Raw genomic sequence first — 13,940 nt, forward strand, 5'->3', positions numbered from 1 at the left:
CCATGTTTAACTTCATCAAAAAAGCCATTAAAGGCGGCGTGGCCACCGAGTCGTACCCGCTACAACCGATAGCCGTGGATCCAAACTTCCGTGGCAAACCGGAACACAACCCGCAGCAATGCATCGGATGTGCGGCCTGCGTTAATGCTTGCCCTTCCAACGCGCTGACGGTGGAAACCGATCTGGTGGCGGGGCAACTGGCGTGGACCTTCAACCTGGGGCGTTGCATTTTCTGCGCGCGCTGCGAAGAAGTCTGCCCAACGGCGGCCATCAAGCTTTCTCAGCAATACGAACTGGCCGTGTGGAACAAAGCCGATTTCCTGCAACAGGCGCGTTTTGACCTGTGCAATTGCCGCCAGTGCCACAAGCCTTTTGCGGTGCAAAAAGAGATTGATTACGCCATTGCGTTGCTTGAGCACAACGGCGACAAACTTGCCGAAGCGCACCGCGTCTCGTTTGAAACCTGCCCGGAATGCAAACGCCAGCAAAGCCTGGTCTCTTCCGACCAAATTGACCTTAGCCGCCAAATTAGAGAGGCCAGCTAATGAGTATGTTACTCGGCCCACGCGACGACAACGGCATGCCAGTGCCAATGACGGTGGATGAGTCCATCGCCGCAATGAAAGCGTCGTTGCTGAAAAAGATTAAACGTTCCGCCTATGTTTATCGTGTTGACTGCGGTGGCTGTAACGGTTGCGAAATCGAAATTTTCGCCACCCTTTCACCGCTTTTCGACGCAGAACGCTTCGGGATCAAAGTGGTTCCGTCGCCACGTCATGCGGACATTTTACTGTTTACCGGCGCTGTGACTCGCGCTATGCGTTCCCCCGCGCTGCGCGCATGGGAATCAGCGCCGGACCCAAAAATCTGTATTTCCTACGGCGCATGCGGCAACAGCGGCGGCATCTTCCACGACCTGTATTGCGTCTGGGGTGGCACCGATAAAATCGTTCCTGTCGATGTGTACATTCCGGGCTGCCCGCCAACGCCTGCCGCAACGCTGTACGGTTTTGCGATGGCGCTGGGTCTGCTTGAGCAAAAAATTCATGCCCGCGAAGCCAGCGAAATGGATGCTCAACCGGCGCAGATTCTCCACCCGGATATGGTTCAGCCATTGCGTGTACGAATTGATCGCGAAGCACGTCGCCTGGCGGGTTATCGCTATGGTCGCCAGATTGCAGACAGCTATATGGAAAACCTGACCGCCGGTGGTGGCAGTGTTCAACAATGGCTGGCACACGAGAACGATCCGCGTCTGACGGAGATCGTCAGCAATCTGGAAGCACTAGTGAAGCAGGAGCGCGTGTAATGAGCGAGTCGGTGGTGTTTTGCCAGCTTAGCCGTAAGTTTGTCGATGAAAACGACAACACACCGAGTGATGCGCAACAGGTGGTTTATTACAGCCTGGCAATCGGCCACCATCTCGGCGTTATCGACTGCCTGAAAGAGAATTTAGTCTGTTCATTTGAGCCTTACAAAGCGTGGATTGCCACGCTTGAAGAGGGCAGCGAAGCGCGGCGCAAAATGGAAGGCGTGCCGCGTTACGGTGAAATCGTTATCGACCAGAACCATGTCGTTTTACTGGCGAAAGCGTTCGATGCCGCAAAACCAACTCAAACTGAACAGCAGCAAGAATGGAGCCAGGAATTGCTCGATATGCTGCAAGCTATTCAACAAGAACCCGCTATTTATTTGATGGTTCGGAGGCGTTATGACTAACAGAAACGTACTATTGTGCGTCGGCAACACCATGATGGGTGACGATGGCGCAGGTCCATTACTTGCCGAGAAATGCCAGGCCGCCCCACAAGGCGACTGGATTGTTATCGACGGCGGCACCGCCCCTGAAAACGATGTGGTCGCGATTCGTGAATTACGCCCGGATAGATTGCTGCTGGTCGATGCGACGGATATGGGCCTGAACCCTGGCGAAATCCGTATCATCGATCCGGACGATATCGCCGAAATGTTTATGATGACCACCCACAACATGCCACTCAACTACCTGATTGATCAGTTGAAAGAAGATGTTGGCGAGGTGATTTTCTTAGGTATTCAGCCCGATATCGTCGGCTTCTACTACCCAATGACCGACGCGGTAAAAGCGGCGGTTGAGACGGTATATCAAAGCCTGGCTGGCTGGGAAGGAAAAGGCGGTTTCGCGGATTTGGAAGCGCCAGAGTTCGAGTAACCGTTGCCGGATGACGCTGCGCTTATCCGGCCTGGGGGTCTGGCGTCATCCGACAAGCAGATATCAGACGTAATGAATATCCAGTGAAATCCTTGCACCACAGGCCGCGGCATAGCGTTCAAGCATTTTGACACTGGCACTAAGCGGGTTTTTCTCAAGACGGCTAATACCTGACGAGTTTGTTCCAAGCTTATTTGCCAGCTCTGTTTTCGTCAGCCCGGCGCGTTCACGCATCTCGTATAACGCCTGAATGAGCGCGAGTTCTCTATCCGCTTCATGGTAAGCCTGCACAGATTCATCATCACTGAGCATTTTCGTTTTCAGTGCATCAAGACAGACGGGTTTCACTTCATAAACTCCTTCAACCTTATACGTGCAATTTCAATGGCGTTAACCGGCGTTTTAAGCGTCTTTTTAGTAAAAGCATGCAGGATATAAATGGTTTGCCCGTAGCTAAAAGCATAGACCGCGCGAGCAATATCTTTATCACCCACTCGCAGTTCAAAAAGCCCGTTACCCAGCACCCGACTATGAGGCATTCGCAGTTGATTTCCTTCGGATTCGAGTCGTTCAATTAAGCGAAACATTCGGCCTCGCAATTGCGAGGGTAAAGCCACGAGTTCTTCGGCTGCCGCTTCATGCGTCAATATTGTATACATTCTAACCCCTCCGTCCGTTGAAACATAACAAGAGAGGAAACTTTCCCTAACGCATTTTTGGTTTCACGTACAGAGATTGCGAGGCGCTTTCCAGAACCCCTCTGTCATCTGCCCAAATGACATCGTCAAATGTGTCGATGTCACTGTCATCCCTTCCCCGATCAATGCACAACCCCTTGAATCACGCTAGTTTCAAAGTTGGCACACTTTATGTATGTCTATCGCCGACTTATAAAAACAGGAGTCTCTGATGAACCGCTTCATCATTGCTGATTCGAGCAAATGTATTGGCTGTCGCACTTGCGAAGTGGCCTGTGTCGTGTCCCACCAGGAAGCGCAGGATTGCGCGGCATTAACACCGCAAACTTTCCTGCCACGTATTCACGTGATTAAAGGCGTGAATGTTTCTACCGCGACGATGTGCCGCCAGTGCGAAGACGCACCGTGTGCCAACGTCTGCCCTAACGGCGCTATCAGCCGCGAGCATGGGTTTGTGAATGTGATGCAAGAACGCTGCATCGGATGCAAAACTTGTGTGGTTGCTTGCCCGTACGGCGCAATGGAAGTGGTTGTTCGTCCGGTTGTGCGCAACAGCGGCGCGGGTCTTAACGTGATGGCCGAAAAAGCCGAAGCGAATAAATGCGACCTATGCCACACCCGCGCATCAGGCCCGGCCTGTATGGAAGCCTGTCCAACTAACGCCATTATCTGCGTTGATCGCAACAAACTTGAACAAATGAGTGCCGAAAAACGCCGTCGTGCTGCGTTTGATGCCACTTCATCTTTGATTTTCTAATTACACTGAATTCACTTTTAACAGGTCTGTTACTGATGAAAAAAATTACCAGTGTCTGCCCTTATTGTGGCGCAGGCTGCAAACTGAAACTGGTTGTTGAGAAGAACAAAATTATCCGTGCTGAAGCGGCTGATGGCGTGACTAACCAAAATGAACTCTGCCTGAAAGGCTATTACGGCTGGGATTTTCTCAATGACACTAAGCTGCTCACACCGCGTCTGACGCAGCCGATGATTCGTTACGAAAAAGGCGGAAAACTTCAGCCAGTAAGCTGGGAAGAAGCCATTAGCTATACCGCGAAACGCCTGAAAGCGATTAAAGAACAATATGGCCCGCGCTCAATTATGACCACGGGTTCTTCGCGCGGTACGGGTAACGAAACCAACTATGTGATGCAGAAGTTTGCACGCGGCGTCCTGCATACCAACAACGTCGACTGCTGTGCGCGTGTTTGCCACGGGCCGTCGGTTGCGGGTTTGCAAGTGACGCTGGGAAATGGTGCGATGAGTAACTCCATCGGCGATATCGAAAACTCAAAATGTCTGTTGGTGTTTGGCTATAACTGCGCTGATTCGCACCCGATCGTGGCGCGTCGCGTGATTAAAGCGAAAGAAAACGGCGCAAAAATCATTGTTTGCGATCCACGTCGCATCGAAACCGCGCGCATTGCCGATCAACATTTACAGCTGAAAAACGGCTGCAATATGGCGCTGGTGAATGCGTTTGGCTACGTGCTGCTCGAAGAGAATCTCTACGATACACAGTACGTTGCGAAGTTTGCCGAAGGGCTGGATGCTTACCGCGAGGTGGTAAAAGGCTACGCGCCAGAAGACGTTGAACACCTGACCGGCGTGCCTGCGCAACAGGTGCGCCAGGCGATGCGCACATTTGCCGCAGCCCCTTCAGCCACCATTATGTGGGGCATGGGTGTAACTCAATTCGGCCAGGCGGTGGATGTCGTCAAAGGTCTTTCAAGCCTTGCGCTGCTGACCGGCAACCTGGGCCGCGAAAACGTCGGTGTTGGGCCGGTTCGCGGGCAAAACAACGTGCAGGGCGCGTGCGATATGGGCGTGCTGCCAAACCAGTTCCCGGGTTATCAGGATGTCGTTGACCCGCAAGTGCGTGCCAAGTTCGCCAAAGCCTGGGGTATCAACGTTGATGATATGGACGACAAAGTCGGCGTGCGTATCACCGAAGTGCCGCATATGGCGATTCACGGCGAGATGAAAGCCTACTACATCATGGGTGAAGATCCGTTGCAGACCGAAGCCGATCTCGGCCTGGTGCGCAAAGGTTTTGAAGCGCTCGATTTTGTGGTGGTGCAAGACATCTTCATGACCAAAACGGCAGAAGTTGCCGACGTTATTTTGCCAGCGACTTCCTGGGGCGAACACGGCGGCGTATTTACCTGTGCCGATCGCGGTTTCCAGCGTTTTGAAAAGGCCATCGAGCCGAAATACAACGTCAAACGTGACTGGGAAATTATCAGCCTACTCGCCACCGAGATGGGCTACCCGATGCACTACGACAATAACCAGCAAATCTGGGATGAACTGCGCGAGCTTTGCCCGCTGTTCTACGGTGTCACCTGGGAAAAAATGGGTGATATGGGTCACGTGCAATGGCCGTGCCCAACGCTTGATCATCCAGGAACACCTTATCTCTACAAAGACAGCAAGTTCGATACCCCAACCGGTAAAGGCCAGCTCTTTGCTGCCCAGTGGCGTGCGCCTGCTGAAGTGCCGGATGCCGAATATCCGCTGGTGCTGTGTACCGTGCGTGAAGTCGGCCACTACTCTTGTCGCTCGATGACCGGCAACTGTGCGGCGCTGCAAACCCTGGCCGACGAACCTGGATTTGTGCAAATCAACCCGACGGATGCCGAGCTGCTCAACATCAAAGATAAGCAACTGGTGTGGGTGAGTTCGCGCCGTGGCAAAGTCATTAGCCGTGCGGAAGTGAACGAGCGCATTAACCTCGGCTCGGTTTACATGACGTATCAATGGTGGATTGGCGCGTGTAACGAACTGACGCAAGACAACCTCGACCCGATTTCCAAAACACCGGAAACCAAGTATTGCGCGGTTAACGTCAGCCAGATTGCCGACCAGCAATGGGCGGAAAATTACGCCCAGACAACCTATAGCGATATGAAAGCGCGTTTGCGTCAGGCGGTAGAGGTTTAAAACAACCCTCATCCCTGCCTTCTCCCTGAGGGAGAAGGTGTATTTCCCCCTCTCCTGTGGGAGAGGGGGTACGGGGGTAAAACATAAAACAGGAAAAATAGTGAATCTTAACGGCGTGATGCTACGCATTCGCGGCAAAGTGCAGGGCGTTGGCTTCCGGCCATTCGTCTGGCAACTGGCGCAAAAGCTCAACCTGACCGGCGACGTCTGCAATGACGGCGCGGGGGTGTTGGTGCGCCTGGTGTCACTGCCCGATACGTTTATCAGCGAGCTTCACGCCCATTGCCCACCGCTGGCTCGGATTGATAGCGTTGAGCAAACCCTGATGCAATGGGAAACACCGCCGCAGGATTTCACCATTCGCCACAGTGCGGGCAGCAAGATGAACACGCAAATCGTTCCCGATGCTGCGACTTGCCCGGATTGCCTGCGCGAAATGAACGATCCAACCGACCGTCGCTACCGCTATCCGTTTATCAATTGCACCCATTGCGGCCCCAGATTCACGATCATTAAAGCAATGCCATACGACCGCCCTAACACGGTAATGGCAGCATTTCCGCTGTGCCCGGCGTGTGAAAGCGAGTATCGCAATCCCATGGACAGGCGCTTCCACGCTCAACCAGTGGCCTGCCCGGAATGCGGGCCGCAAATTAGCTGGCAATGTGGCGAGCAAAAACTTGCGCGCGAAGAGGCGTTAAAAGCAGCCATTGCAGCGTTAAAAGACGGGAAAATCGTCGCGATTAAAGGGCTGGGTGGTTTCCACCTGGCGGTTGATGCAAGTAACGATGCCGCCGTTTCGCGCTTACGCGCCCGCAAACATCGCCCTTCTAAACCGCTGGCTGTCATGCTGCCCGATTCACATCGGTTGCCCGCAGAGGTAACGGCACAGCTCAACACGCCAGCGGCACCGATTGTGCTAATGGCGAAATCTGCTTTGCACGGATTAAGCACGTTTATCGCCCCGGGCCTGAGCGAAGTGGGCGTGATGCTGCCCGCCAACCCGCTACAACACCTGCTGTTACAGGATTTCGGCGGCCCTTTGGTGATGACATCCGGCAATCTGAACGGCAAACCACCCGCCATAACCAATCAGCAGGCGCTTGAAGAGTTGGCTGAAATTGCCGACGGTTGGCTGCTGCACAACCGCGATATCGTGCAGCGCATGGATGATTCGGTGGTGCGTGCTGATGGCGAAGTGCTGCGCCGGGCGCGAGGATTTGCGCCAGATGCGCTGCCCTTGCCGCCAGGCTTTGACGCGCTGCCACCCATTTTTGCGGCCGGTTCCGACCTGAAAAACACCTTCTGTTTACTCCGTGGCAACCAGGCGGTACTCAGCCCGCATTTAGGCGATCTGGCTGAAGATGGCGTGGAACAGCAGTGGCAAAAAGCGCGTGAGTTGATGTTTGACGCGTGGGATTTCACGCCAGTGCGCGTCGCGGTGGATGCGCATCCCGGCTATCACAGTTCGCGCCTTGGGCGTGCCATGGGGCTACCGGTGAGCAAAGTTTTGCATCATCACGCTCACGCTGTGGCATGCCTGGCAGAGCACGCCTGGCCGCTGGACGGTGGCGATGTGATTGCGCTCACCCTTGATGGTATGGGTTATGGCGAAAACGACCAGCTTTGGGGCGGTGAGTGCTTACGCGTTAATTATCGCGATTGCGAGCATCTCGGCGGCTTACCGGCAGTAGCGCTGCCCGGTGGCAATCTCGCCGCGCGCCAACCGTGGCGTAATCTGCTCGCCCATTGCGAGGCGTTTGTCCCGCATTGGCAACAGCGCCCGGAAACAGCCGTCATTCGCGCACAAAACTGGCCATTGCTGGCCACCGCCATTGAACGTGGCATTAATGCGCCGCTCGCTTCATCCACTGGCCGTTTGTTTGATGCCGCCGCTGCGGCACTGAACTGCGCGCCGCTACAACAAAGTTATGAAGGTGAAGCCGCTTGCCGCTTTGAAGCGCTGGCATTGCAAAGTAGCCAATGTCTCCATCCCGTCACTTTACCCATTATCGACGGCAAACTGGATCTTGCGACCTTCTGGCAACAGTGGTTGAACTGGAACGACTGCGCTGCCGCTCGCGCCTGGGCATTTCATGACGCCCTGGCGAAAGGCTTTGCCGATTTGGCACGCACTCATGCGCAAAGGCTCTCGATTCGCACCATCGCATTCAGCGGCGGCGTGCTGCATAACCGCCTGATGCGCGAAAGATTTTCGTATCATCTCGCAGATTTCAATCTGCTCTTCCCGACACTGTTACCGGCCGGTGACGGTGCACTAGCATTGGGCCAGGCTCTGGTTGCCGCTGCCCTTTTCACCCTTCCTTCACAAGGATAAAATGATGTTATTGCGTGTTCTTCGTGACAATCCCCGCGCCGCTGTTTTGCTCGTGGTGTTAGTCGCCGCCAACCTGGCCGCCTGGGCCTGGGCGCTGGTTTCGTTCCACCACAGCACCGCGCTGATGGCCGCGAGTTTGCTGGCCTGGTGCTACGGATTACGCCATGCGGTCGACGCCGACCATATCGCGGCGATTGATAACGTGACGCGCAAGATGATGCAGCAAGGGAAACGTCCGTTCGGTATCGGCGCCTGGTTCTCCCTCGGCCATTCCAGCATTGTGGTACTGGCTTCCATCGCGATTGCTGCCACAGCGGCGGCATTTCAAAGTGATATGGACTGGTTCCATGATGTCGGCGGCGTGATTGGTACGGCCGTTTCAGCGTGCTTCTTGCTGGCAATGGCGCTGGTGAATCTGGTGATTTTACGTGGCGTGTGGCGCAACTTCCGTCAGCTAAAGCGTGGCGAAGCGCTGTCTGCTGAAGCGACTGATTTCAACGGCGGCGGCATGATGAGCTGGCTGTTCCGCTCCACGTTTAAGCTGATCAACAAAAGCTGGCATATGTATCTGGTCGGTTTTTTGTTTGGTTTAGGATTTGATACTGCGACAGAAATTGGCGTGCTCGGTATTTCTGCTGCCAGCGCATCCAGTGGCATGTCGATATGGTCGATTCTGGTGTTCCCGGCGCTGTTTGCCAGCGGCATGGCGCTGATTGATACGCTCGACAATATGATTATGGTTGGCGCGTATGGTTGGGCGTTCAACAAACCGCAGCGCAAACTTTATTACAACATGACGATCACCGGCACCTCGGTTGTGGTCGCGCTGTTTATTGGCGGCATGGAAGCATTAGGGCTGTTGGCCGATAAATTCGACCTGCATAACGGCATGTGGAAATGGGTTGATGCGCTTAATGAAAACCTCGGCAATGCGGGCTTTATCGTGGTTGGGCTGTTTATTGCCTGCTGGATTGTGTCGATGCTGAATTACCGCTGGAAGGGGTACGACTCTTTGGTGGTTCGCTAATTCGGTTATAAATTGTCGGATGACGTGATTGCATGCTTTTGTAGGGCGGATAAGCGCAAGCGCCATCCGCCATTTCACAAATTACTTCGACTCAGCCCACGCGCGTTCAATCTCTTCGGCCAGAATTTTCACTCCCGCCTCGATTTTCTCCGGCTCCGGCACGTAATTCATACGCATACACTGATGCGTATGCGGCCACGGCTTATCAAGGCCTGGGAAGAAGTAATCCCCAGGAACCATCAAAACGCCGCGCTTTTTCAGGCGCTGGTACAACAACTCGGTCGAAATCGGTAAATCCTTAAACCACAACCACAGGAAAATCGCCCCTTCTGGTTTGTGGATCAAGCAGCGTTCTGGTGACAAATAGCGGCGAATGGTCGCGATTGTGTCCTGAACACGCTGGTAATAAAACGGTTTGATCACGGTTTCAGACAGACGCAGCAAATCGTTACGCTTAATCATCTCGCACGCCATCGCCGGGCCGACACCGCCCGGTGCCAGGCTGATGATGCCGTTCATGTTACTGATAGCTGAGATGATTTTTTCATTGGCGATGATGATGCCGCAACGGCTGCCCGGCAGGCCGAGTTTCGACAAGCTCATGCACAGAATGATATTTGGATTCCACAGCGGGCGCGCTTCGCTGAAAATAATGCCCGGGAACGGCACGCCATACGCGTTATCAATCACCAGCGGAATACCGTGCTGATTCGCCAGCGCATCAAGCTTAATCAGCTCTTCGTCGGTGATGACGTTGCCCGTCGGGTTGGTTGGGCGCGATACGCAAATCATCCCGGTATCCGGGCCGATATGCAGGTGCTCAAAGTCTACGTGATATTTAAACTGGCCTTCCGGCAGCAGTTCGATGTTCGGTCGCGTCGAGACAAACAGGTCTTCCTCAAGGCCGGAATCCGCGTAGCCAATATATTCAGGGGCCAGCGGGAACAGCACTTTTTTAGTGCTGCCATCGGCATAACGACCGGCGAACAGATTAAACAAGTAGAAAAACGCGCTCTGACTGCCATTTGTCAGTGCAATATTCTGCGGGGCAATATCCCAGCCTAATTCTTTGCGCAGCATTTCCGCTAGCGCGTCAAGCAAGTCACTTTTCCCCTGCGGGCCGTCGTAATTGCACAGCGCATCGGTCATTTTCCCGTTTGCCAGCATATCTGCGAGCAACGCCTGGAAGTAGTCATTCATTGCAGGGATTTGCGCAGGATTACCGCCACCGAGCATGATTGCTCCAGGTGTGCGTAGACCATCGTTGAGGTCCTCCATCAGGCGTGTGATGCCTGCATGGCGGGTAAATTTGTCGCCGAAAAGTGAAAACGTCATAACGTAGATCTGTCTTTGACCATCAAAAAGAGGCTAACCATAACGCCGGATAAGACGTGGTGCAAACCCATTAAGATTAGTCTCTCGTGGTCAATATGCTGCCTGAAACTAACATCCCAGCATTTTATGTTGGATGACGCTGCGCTTATCCAACCTACGGGGGAAGTTGTAGGGCGGATAAGCGCAGCGTCATCCGCCGTTATTTATGGGTTGCCAGCCCAAACTACCAGTACTTTGTCATCGCCGAATTCACGAGTAAAACCATAACCTTGCTTGATGCTTAATATGTTCTGTTTACCCGCGCCAATGGCCGGGTGACGGGCGCGGAACTGGCTGATTTTTTGCCAGTGAGAAAGCGTTGCGACGTTTTGCCCCCAATTCATGTCAGAACGCGTACCCTGAAGCGGGTCGGAACCCGTCGGGCCAAACGGACGCTCGGTTTCATCACCATAGAAAATCTGCACAGCTCCCGGCGCCAGCAGCAATAATTCAGCCGCCCGTTGCCCGCCTTCGCGGAACAATCGAGTATCATGCGATGAAAGGTAGCTAAGAACGTTAAACTCCTGCAATTTAGTCGCCATTTGCTGCCAGGTGAGATCCATATCGGCCAGACAATTGACTGCTTTTGCTGCTTGCTCCTGGTAATCAAAATTGATCATCGCGTCAAAGCCGCTGCTGTAGTAATCGCTTTCCATCACGCCGTGGCCCCAGGATTCGCCGGTCATCCAGAACGGAGCATCATCCAGCTTTTTGTCCGGGTTAGCTTTCTTCCATTCGGCCAGGGCGGCAACCGACTGCTCTTTAAGCTGCTGCCAGCCTGCTTTTTCGACATGCTTCGCGGTATCGACCCGAAAACCGTCGATGCCGTAATCACGCACCCATTGACTGAGCCAATGAGTCAGATAATCGCGCACGGTAGCGTCGGCGATTTCTTTGGCGTGGGTATCAGGCTTATGGCGATAAAAAACAGGTAAACCGGCGGGTTGTGTCGATTCGGTTTTCAGGTCAGGCAGGAAGGCCAGGGACATGGTTAAATCATCAAAACCCGGCGTGTCGTAATCACCGATATCCGTACGAATCCAGTTTTCCCCCCACCAATTCTGCCATGCCGCTTTGTCACCAAAGTTGATGTAATCATTGAAGGAATGCCAGCTTTGACCGGGACCGGGTTTCCAGTCGGTCCAGTGTTTTCCGAGCGTTTTCGTCAGCTCGTCGCCTTTGAGGTACAGCGCGCCAAACTGATATTCCTGCATATCGGCAAGTGTTGCGTATCCGGTGTGGTTCATTACGACGTCGAACAAAATGCGGATCCCGCGTTTATGCGCTTCATCCACTAAGGTGCGTAATTCATCTTCGGTACCCATATTGGCGTCGAGTTTTGTCCAGTCCATGGTGTAGTAACCATGGTAGGCGTAATGCGGGAAGTCCCCTTTTGTCCCGCCACCGACCCAGCCATGAATTTGCTCTAGTGGCGAGCTAATCCATAACGCGTTAACGCCCAACTGCTGCAAATAATCGAGCTTGCGCGTTAAACCCGCCAGATCGCCACCGTGAAAAGTGCCGATTTCTTGCATGCCATCTTTATGACGACCATAGCTGTTGTCATTTTTTGGGTTACCGTTTTCAAAACGGTCGGTCAGGACAAAATAGACGGTGGCATTGTGCCAGCTAAAGGGGGCGGCCTTTGTGGTAGCGGCGGATTCCAGTAGCAGCAGGCCGTTACTGTTCGCCGCAGGCATCAGGGTAATCTGGCCATGCTTCACCGTGGCCGTAGCGCCGCTGTAAAAATCGCGCACTTCACTACCTTCGGCGAAAGTTTTGCTGACATCGAGCGTGAGCGGTTTACCGTCCCATTTTGGGCACTGACGCGTAACATCGACCGGAGCGGCTTGAGGTGCGCTATTAACGCTCAGGCTGAGCGTAGGCGTCCCGCTGCGCGTATCAATTTGCATCCGATACTCGCCTTCACGGAATAATCGCCAGACTGGACTCTCGCCCTCACAGGGTTTTAGCGAAAGCGCCTGATTCAACTTGATAGACTCGGCGGGCTGCCAGCAAGCGTCCCCAAGCTTGAGACTGAGCGGCAGCGTCCCCTTCGCAAGCTTTGCCTCGCTGACAAATAACCCCGGATTTTGCTCTTTAAAAGCGGGTAAACCGGGTGCGACCCACGCTGCATGTGCAAGGCCTGGGAACAGAAGAAATAACAGAGGTAATGTTTTCATAGGGTTGAGCCTGTGATTATCTTTTATCCAGTGTGGCACTGTTTTAATTAACTGAATTCCTCCCAAAAATGGATAATCGGGGATGAGTTAAAAGGGTGAGTGATGGCGTTATCAATTTACTGAAATATGAGATAACCATCGCATATCACAATACTTTTTGCCGTCATAAGAAGATCGTACGTGACTTCGTTTCAGAATCGGATTATTTCTTTTGGTGCTCTGAAGGTCTATTTTTGTTAGTATCTGCGTTTGCTTTATTCAAAACCTTTGACAATTAAGGCACTGGAAACGTAACGATCCGACCAGGAGATCTAATGATATCAACCCCAATCCGACGATTTGGGGCTGCGATACTAATGTTACTGACCTTCAGTTTTTCAACTGGGGTATTAGCAAGTAAACATGAGCCAAAATCGCATAAAGCCCAATTAACAACGACGAAAAGCACGACGACACACAGTAAGAAGCTGGCAAGTAGTAAAAAAGAGTATTCTCGCAATAGTGAAATAGCATCGCTCCCTGATTTGCGAAAATACCCTTCCGGAACACCTAGAAAAAAAGCGTTTCTCCGGACGGTCATGCCATATATTACAAGTCAAAATGCAGCGATCACGGCTGACCGTAACTGGCTGGTTTCTAAGCAGTATGAGCAACGCTGGTCACCGTCAGAGCGTACACGCCTGAAAGATATCACTAAGCGCTATAAAATTGCGTGGAATGGTAATACTAAGCGTGTGCCGTGGAATACGCTGATGGAAAAAGTCGACATCATTCCTACCAATATGGTGGCAACGATGGCCGCAGCCGAGAGTGGCTGGGGTACGTCTAAACTTGCGCGTAGTAATAACAATTTGTTTGGCATGAAGTGCAGCAAACGCCATTGCAACAGTGAACCAGGCAAAGTAAAAGGCTATTTGCATTACGATTCGGTTAAAGAAGGTGTTAACGCCTACGTAACAAATCTGAATACGCATCCGGCCTACAAATCTTTCCGTAAATCACGTGCTCAATTGCGTAAAGCGGATCAAGAAGTGACTGCCAGCAATATGATTCATAAGCTGAAAGGGTATTCCACACGCGGTAGTAGTTATAACAACTATCTATTTGCGATGTACCAATCCAATCAGCGTTTTATGGCACCGAACTAAATAATTAAAATAGATTGTTAATAATAAGTAATAATTCA

13 protein-coding genes are annotated in these 13,940 nt (G+C 52.8%); 9 read left to right on the top strand and 4 right to left on the bottom strand.

The annotated features are described in order from the left end of the window. The first annotated feature begins 2 nt into the window (after window positions 1-2). The 4 genes from AC0IWZ_RS20235 to hycI are packed head-to-tail and all read left to right on the top strand — an operon-like array spanning window position 3 to window position 2,191. Window positions 3-545 (top strand): formate hydrogenlyase complex iron-sulfur subunit, encoded by a 543-nt coding sequence (locus tag AC0IWZ_RS20235; protein WP_034499470.1) that lies wholly within the window; start codon window positions 3-5, stop codon window positions 543-545. Continuing rightward, the gene (locus AC0IWZ_RS20240; RefSeq protein ID WP_034499472.1) at window positions 545-1,309 is read left to right on the top strand and encodes an NADH-quinone oxidoreductase subunit B family protein; all 765 of its coding nucleotides are present in this window, start codon (window positions 545-547) and stop codon (window positions 1,307-1,309) included. The genes AC0IWZ_RS20235 and AC0IWZ_RS20240 overlap by 1 nt, the downstream gene beginning before the upstream one ends. Then, complete coding sequence (locus tag AC0IWZ_RS20245) at window positions 1,309-1,719, top strand: formate hydrogenlyase maturation HycH family protein (RefSeq protein WP_471678609.1); 411 nt, start codon at window positions 1,309-1,311, stop codon at window positions 1,717-1,719. Before AC0IWZ_RS20240 ends, AC0IWZ_RS20245 begins: the two co-directional genes overlap by 1 nt. Further along, window positions 1,712-2,191, top strand: a complete 480-nt coding sequence (gene hycI / locus AC0IWZ_RS20250) for a hydrogenase maturation peptidase HycI (protein ID WP_471678608.1) — start codon at window positions 1,712-1,714, stop codon at window positions 2,189-2,191. Before AC0IWZ_RS20245 ends, hycI begins: the two co-directional genes overlap by 8 nt. A 63-nt stretch (window positions 2,192-2,254) precedes the next feature. On the opposite strand, the gene AC0IWZ_RS20255 is transcribed toward hycI, so the two are convergent. Together AC0IWZ_RS20255 and AC0IWZ_RS20260 are read right to left on the bottom strand one after the other, a co-directional pair. Continuing rightward, window positions 2,255-2,539, bottom strand: a complete 285-nt coding sequence (locus AC0IWZ_RS20255; protein WP_034499474.1) for a helix-turn-helix domain-containing protein — start codon at window positions 2,537-2,539, stop codon at window positions 2,255-2,257. Next, window positions 2,536-2,850, bottom strand: coding sequence for a type II toxin-antitoxin system RelE/ParE family toxin (locus AC0IWZ_RS20260; RefSeq protein WP_034499476.1), 315 nt, complete (start codon window positions 2,848-2,850; stop codon window positions 2,536-2,538). Before AC0IWZ_RS20260 ends, AC0IWZ_RS20255 begins: the two co-directional genes overlap by 4 nt. Window positions 2,851-3,100: 250 nt before the next feature. On the opposite strand from AC0IWZ_RS20260, the gene hydN reads away from it, so the two are divergent. The 4 genes from hydN to AC0IWZ_RS20280 all read left to right on the top strand — a co-directional run bounded on the left by hydN (window position 3,101) and on the right by AC0IWZ_RS20280 (window position 9,197). Further along, window positions 3,101-3,646, top strand: a complete 546-nt coding sequence (gene hydN / locus AC0IWZ_RS20265; RefSeq protein WP_034499478.1) for an electron transport protein HydN — start codon at window positions 3,101-3,103, stop codon at window positions 3,644-3,646. Between the two features lie 35 nt (window positions 3,647-3,681). Then, window positions 3,682-5,832: a formate dehydrogenase subunit alpha gene (gene fdhF / locus AC0IWZ_RS20270; protein ID WP_471678607.1), complete on the top strand. Its 2,151-nt coding sequence runs from the start codon at window positions 3,682-3,684 to the stop codon at window positions 5,830-5,832. 118 nt (window positions 5,833-5,950) lie between these two features. Then, window positions 5,951-8,170 carry a carbamoyltransferase HypF gene (hypF, locus tag AC0IWZ_RS20275; RefSeq protein ID WP_471679110.1) on the top strand — a complete coding sequence of 740 codons (2,220 nt, stop codon included), beginning with the start codon at window positions 5,951-5,953 and terminating at the stop codon, window positions 8,168-8,170. Window positions 8,171-8,174: 4 nt separating this feature from the next. After that, window positions 8,175-9,197 (top strand): HoxN/HupN/NixA family nickel/cobalt transporter, encoded by a 1,023-nt coding sequence (locus tag AC0IWZ_RS20280; protein ID WP_034499624.1) that lies wholly within the window; start codon window positions 8,175-8,177, stop codon window positions 9,195-9,197. Between the two features lie 81 nt (window positions 9,198-9,278). On the opposite strand, the gene avtA is transcribed toward AC0IWZ_RS20280, so the two are convergent. After that, window positions 9,279-10,532: a valine--pyruvate transaminase gene (gene avtA, locus AC0IWZ_RS20285; RefSeq protein ID WP_034499481.1), complete on the bottom strand. Its 1,254-nt coding sequence runs from the start codon at window positions 10,530-10,532 to the stop codon at window positions 9,279-9,281. Window positions 10,533-10,735: 203 nt separating this feature from the next. Beyond that, window positions 10,736-12,754 (bottom strand): alpha-amylase, encoded by a 2,019-nt coding sequence (locus AC0IWZ_RS20290; protein ID WP_471678606.1) that lies wholly within the window; start codon window positions 12,752-12,754, stop codon window positions 10,736-10,738. Between the two features lie 314 nt (window positions 12,755-13,068). Here AC0IWZ_RS20290 and AC0IWZ_RS20295 point away from each other — a divergent pair, with 314 nt between their 5' ends. Then, window positions 13,069-13,902 (top strand): protein bax, encoded by an 834-nt coding sequence (locus tag AC0IWZ_RS20295; RefSeq protein WP_034499485.1) that lies wholly within the window; start codon window positions 13,069-13,071, stop codon window positions 13,900-13,902. The last annotated feature ends 38 nt before the right edge of the window (window positions 13,903-13,940 follow it).

Source organism: Buttiauxella sp. AC142 (assembly GCF_979253435.1).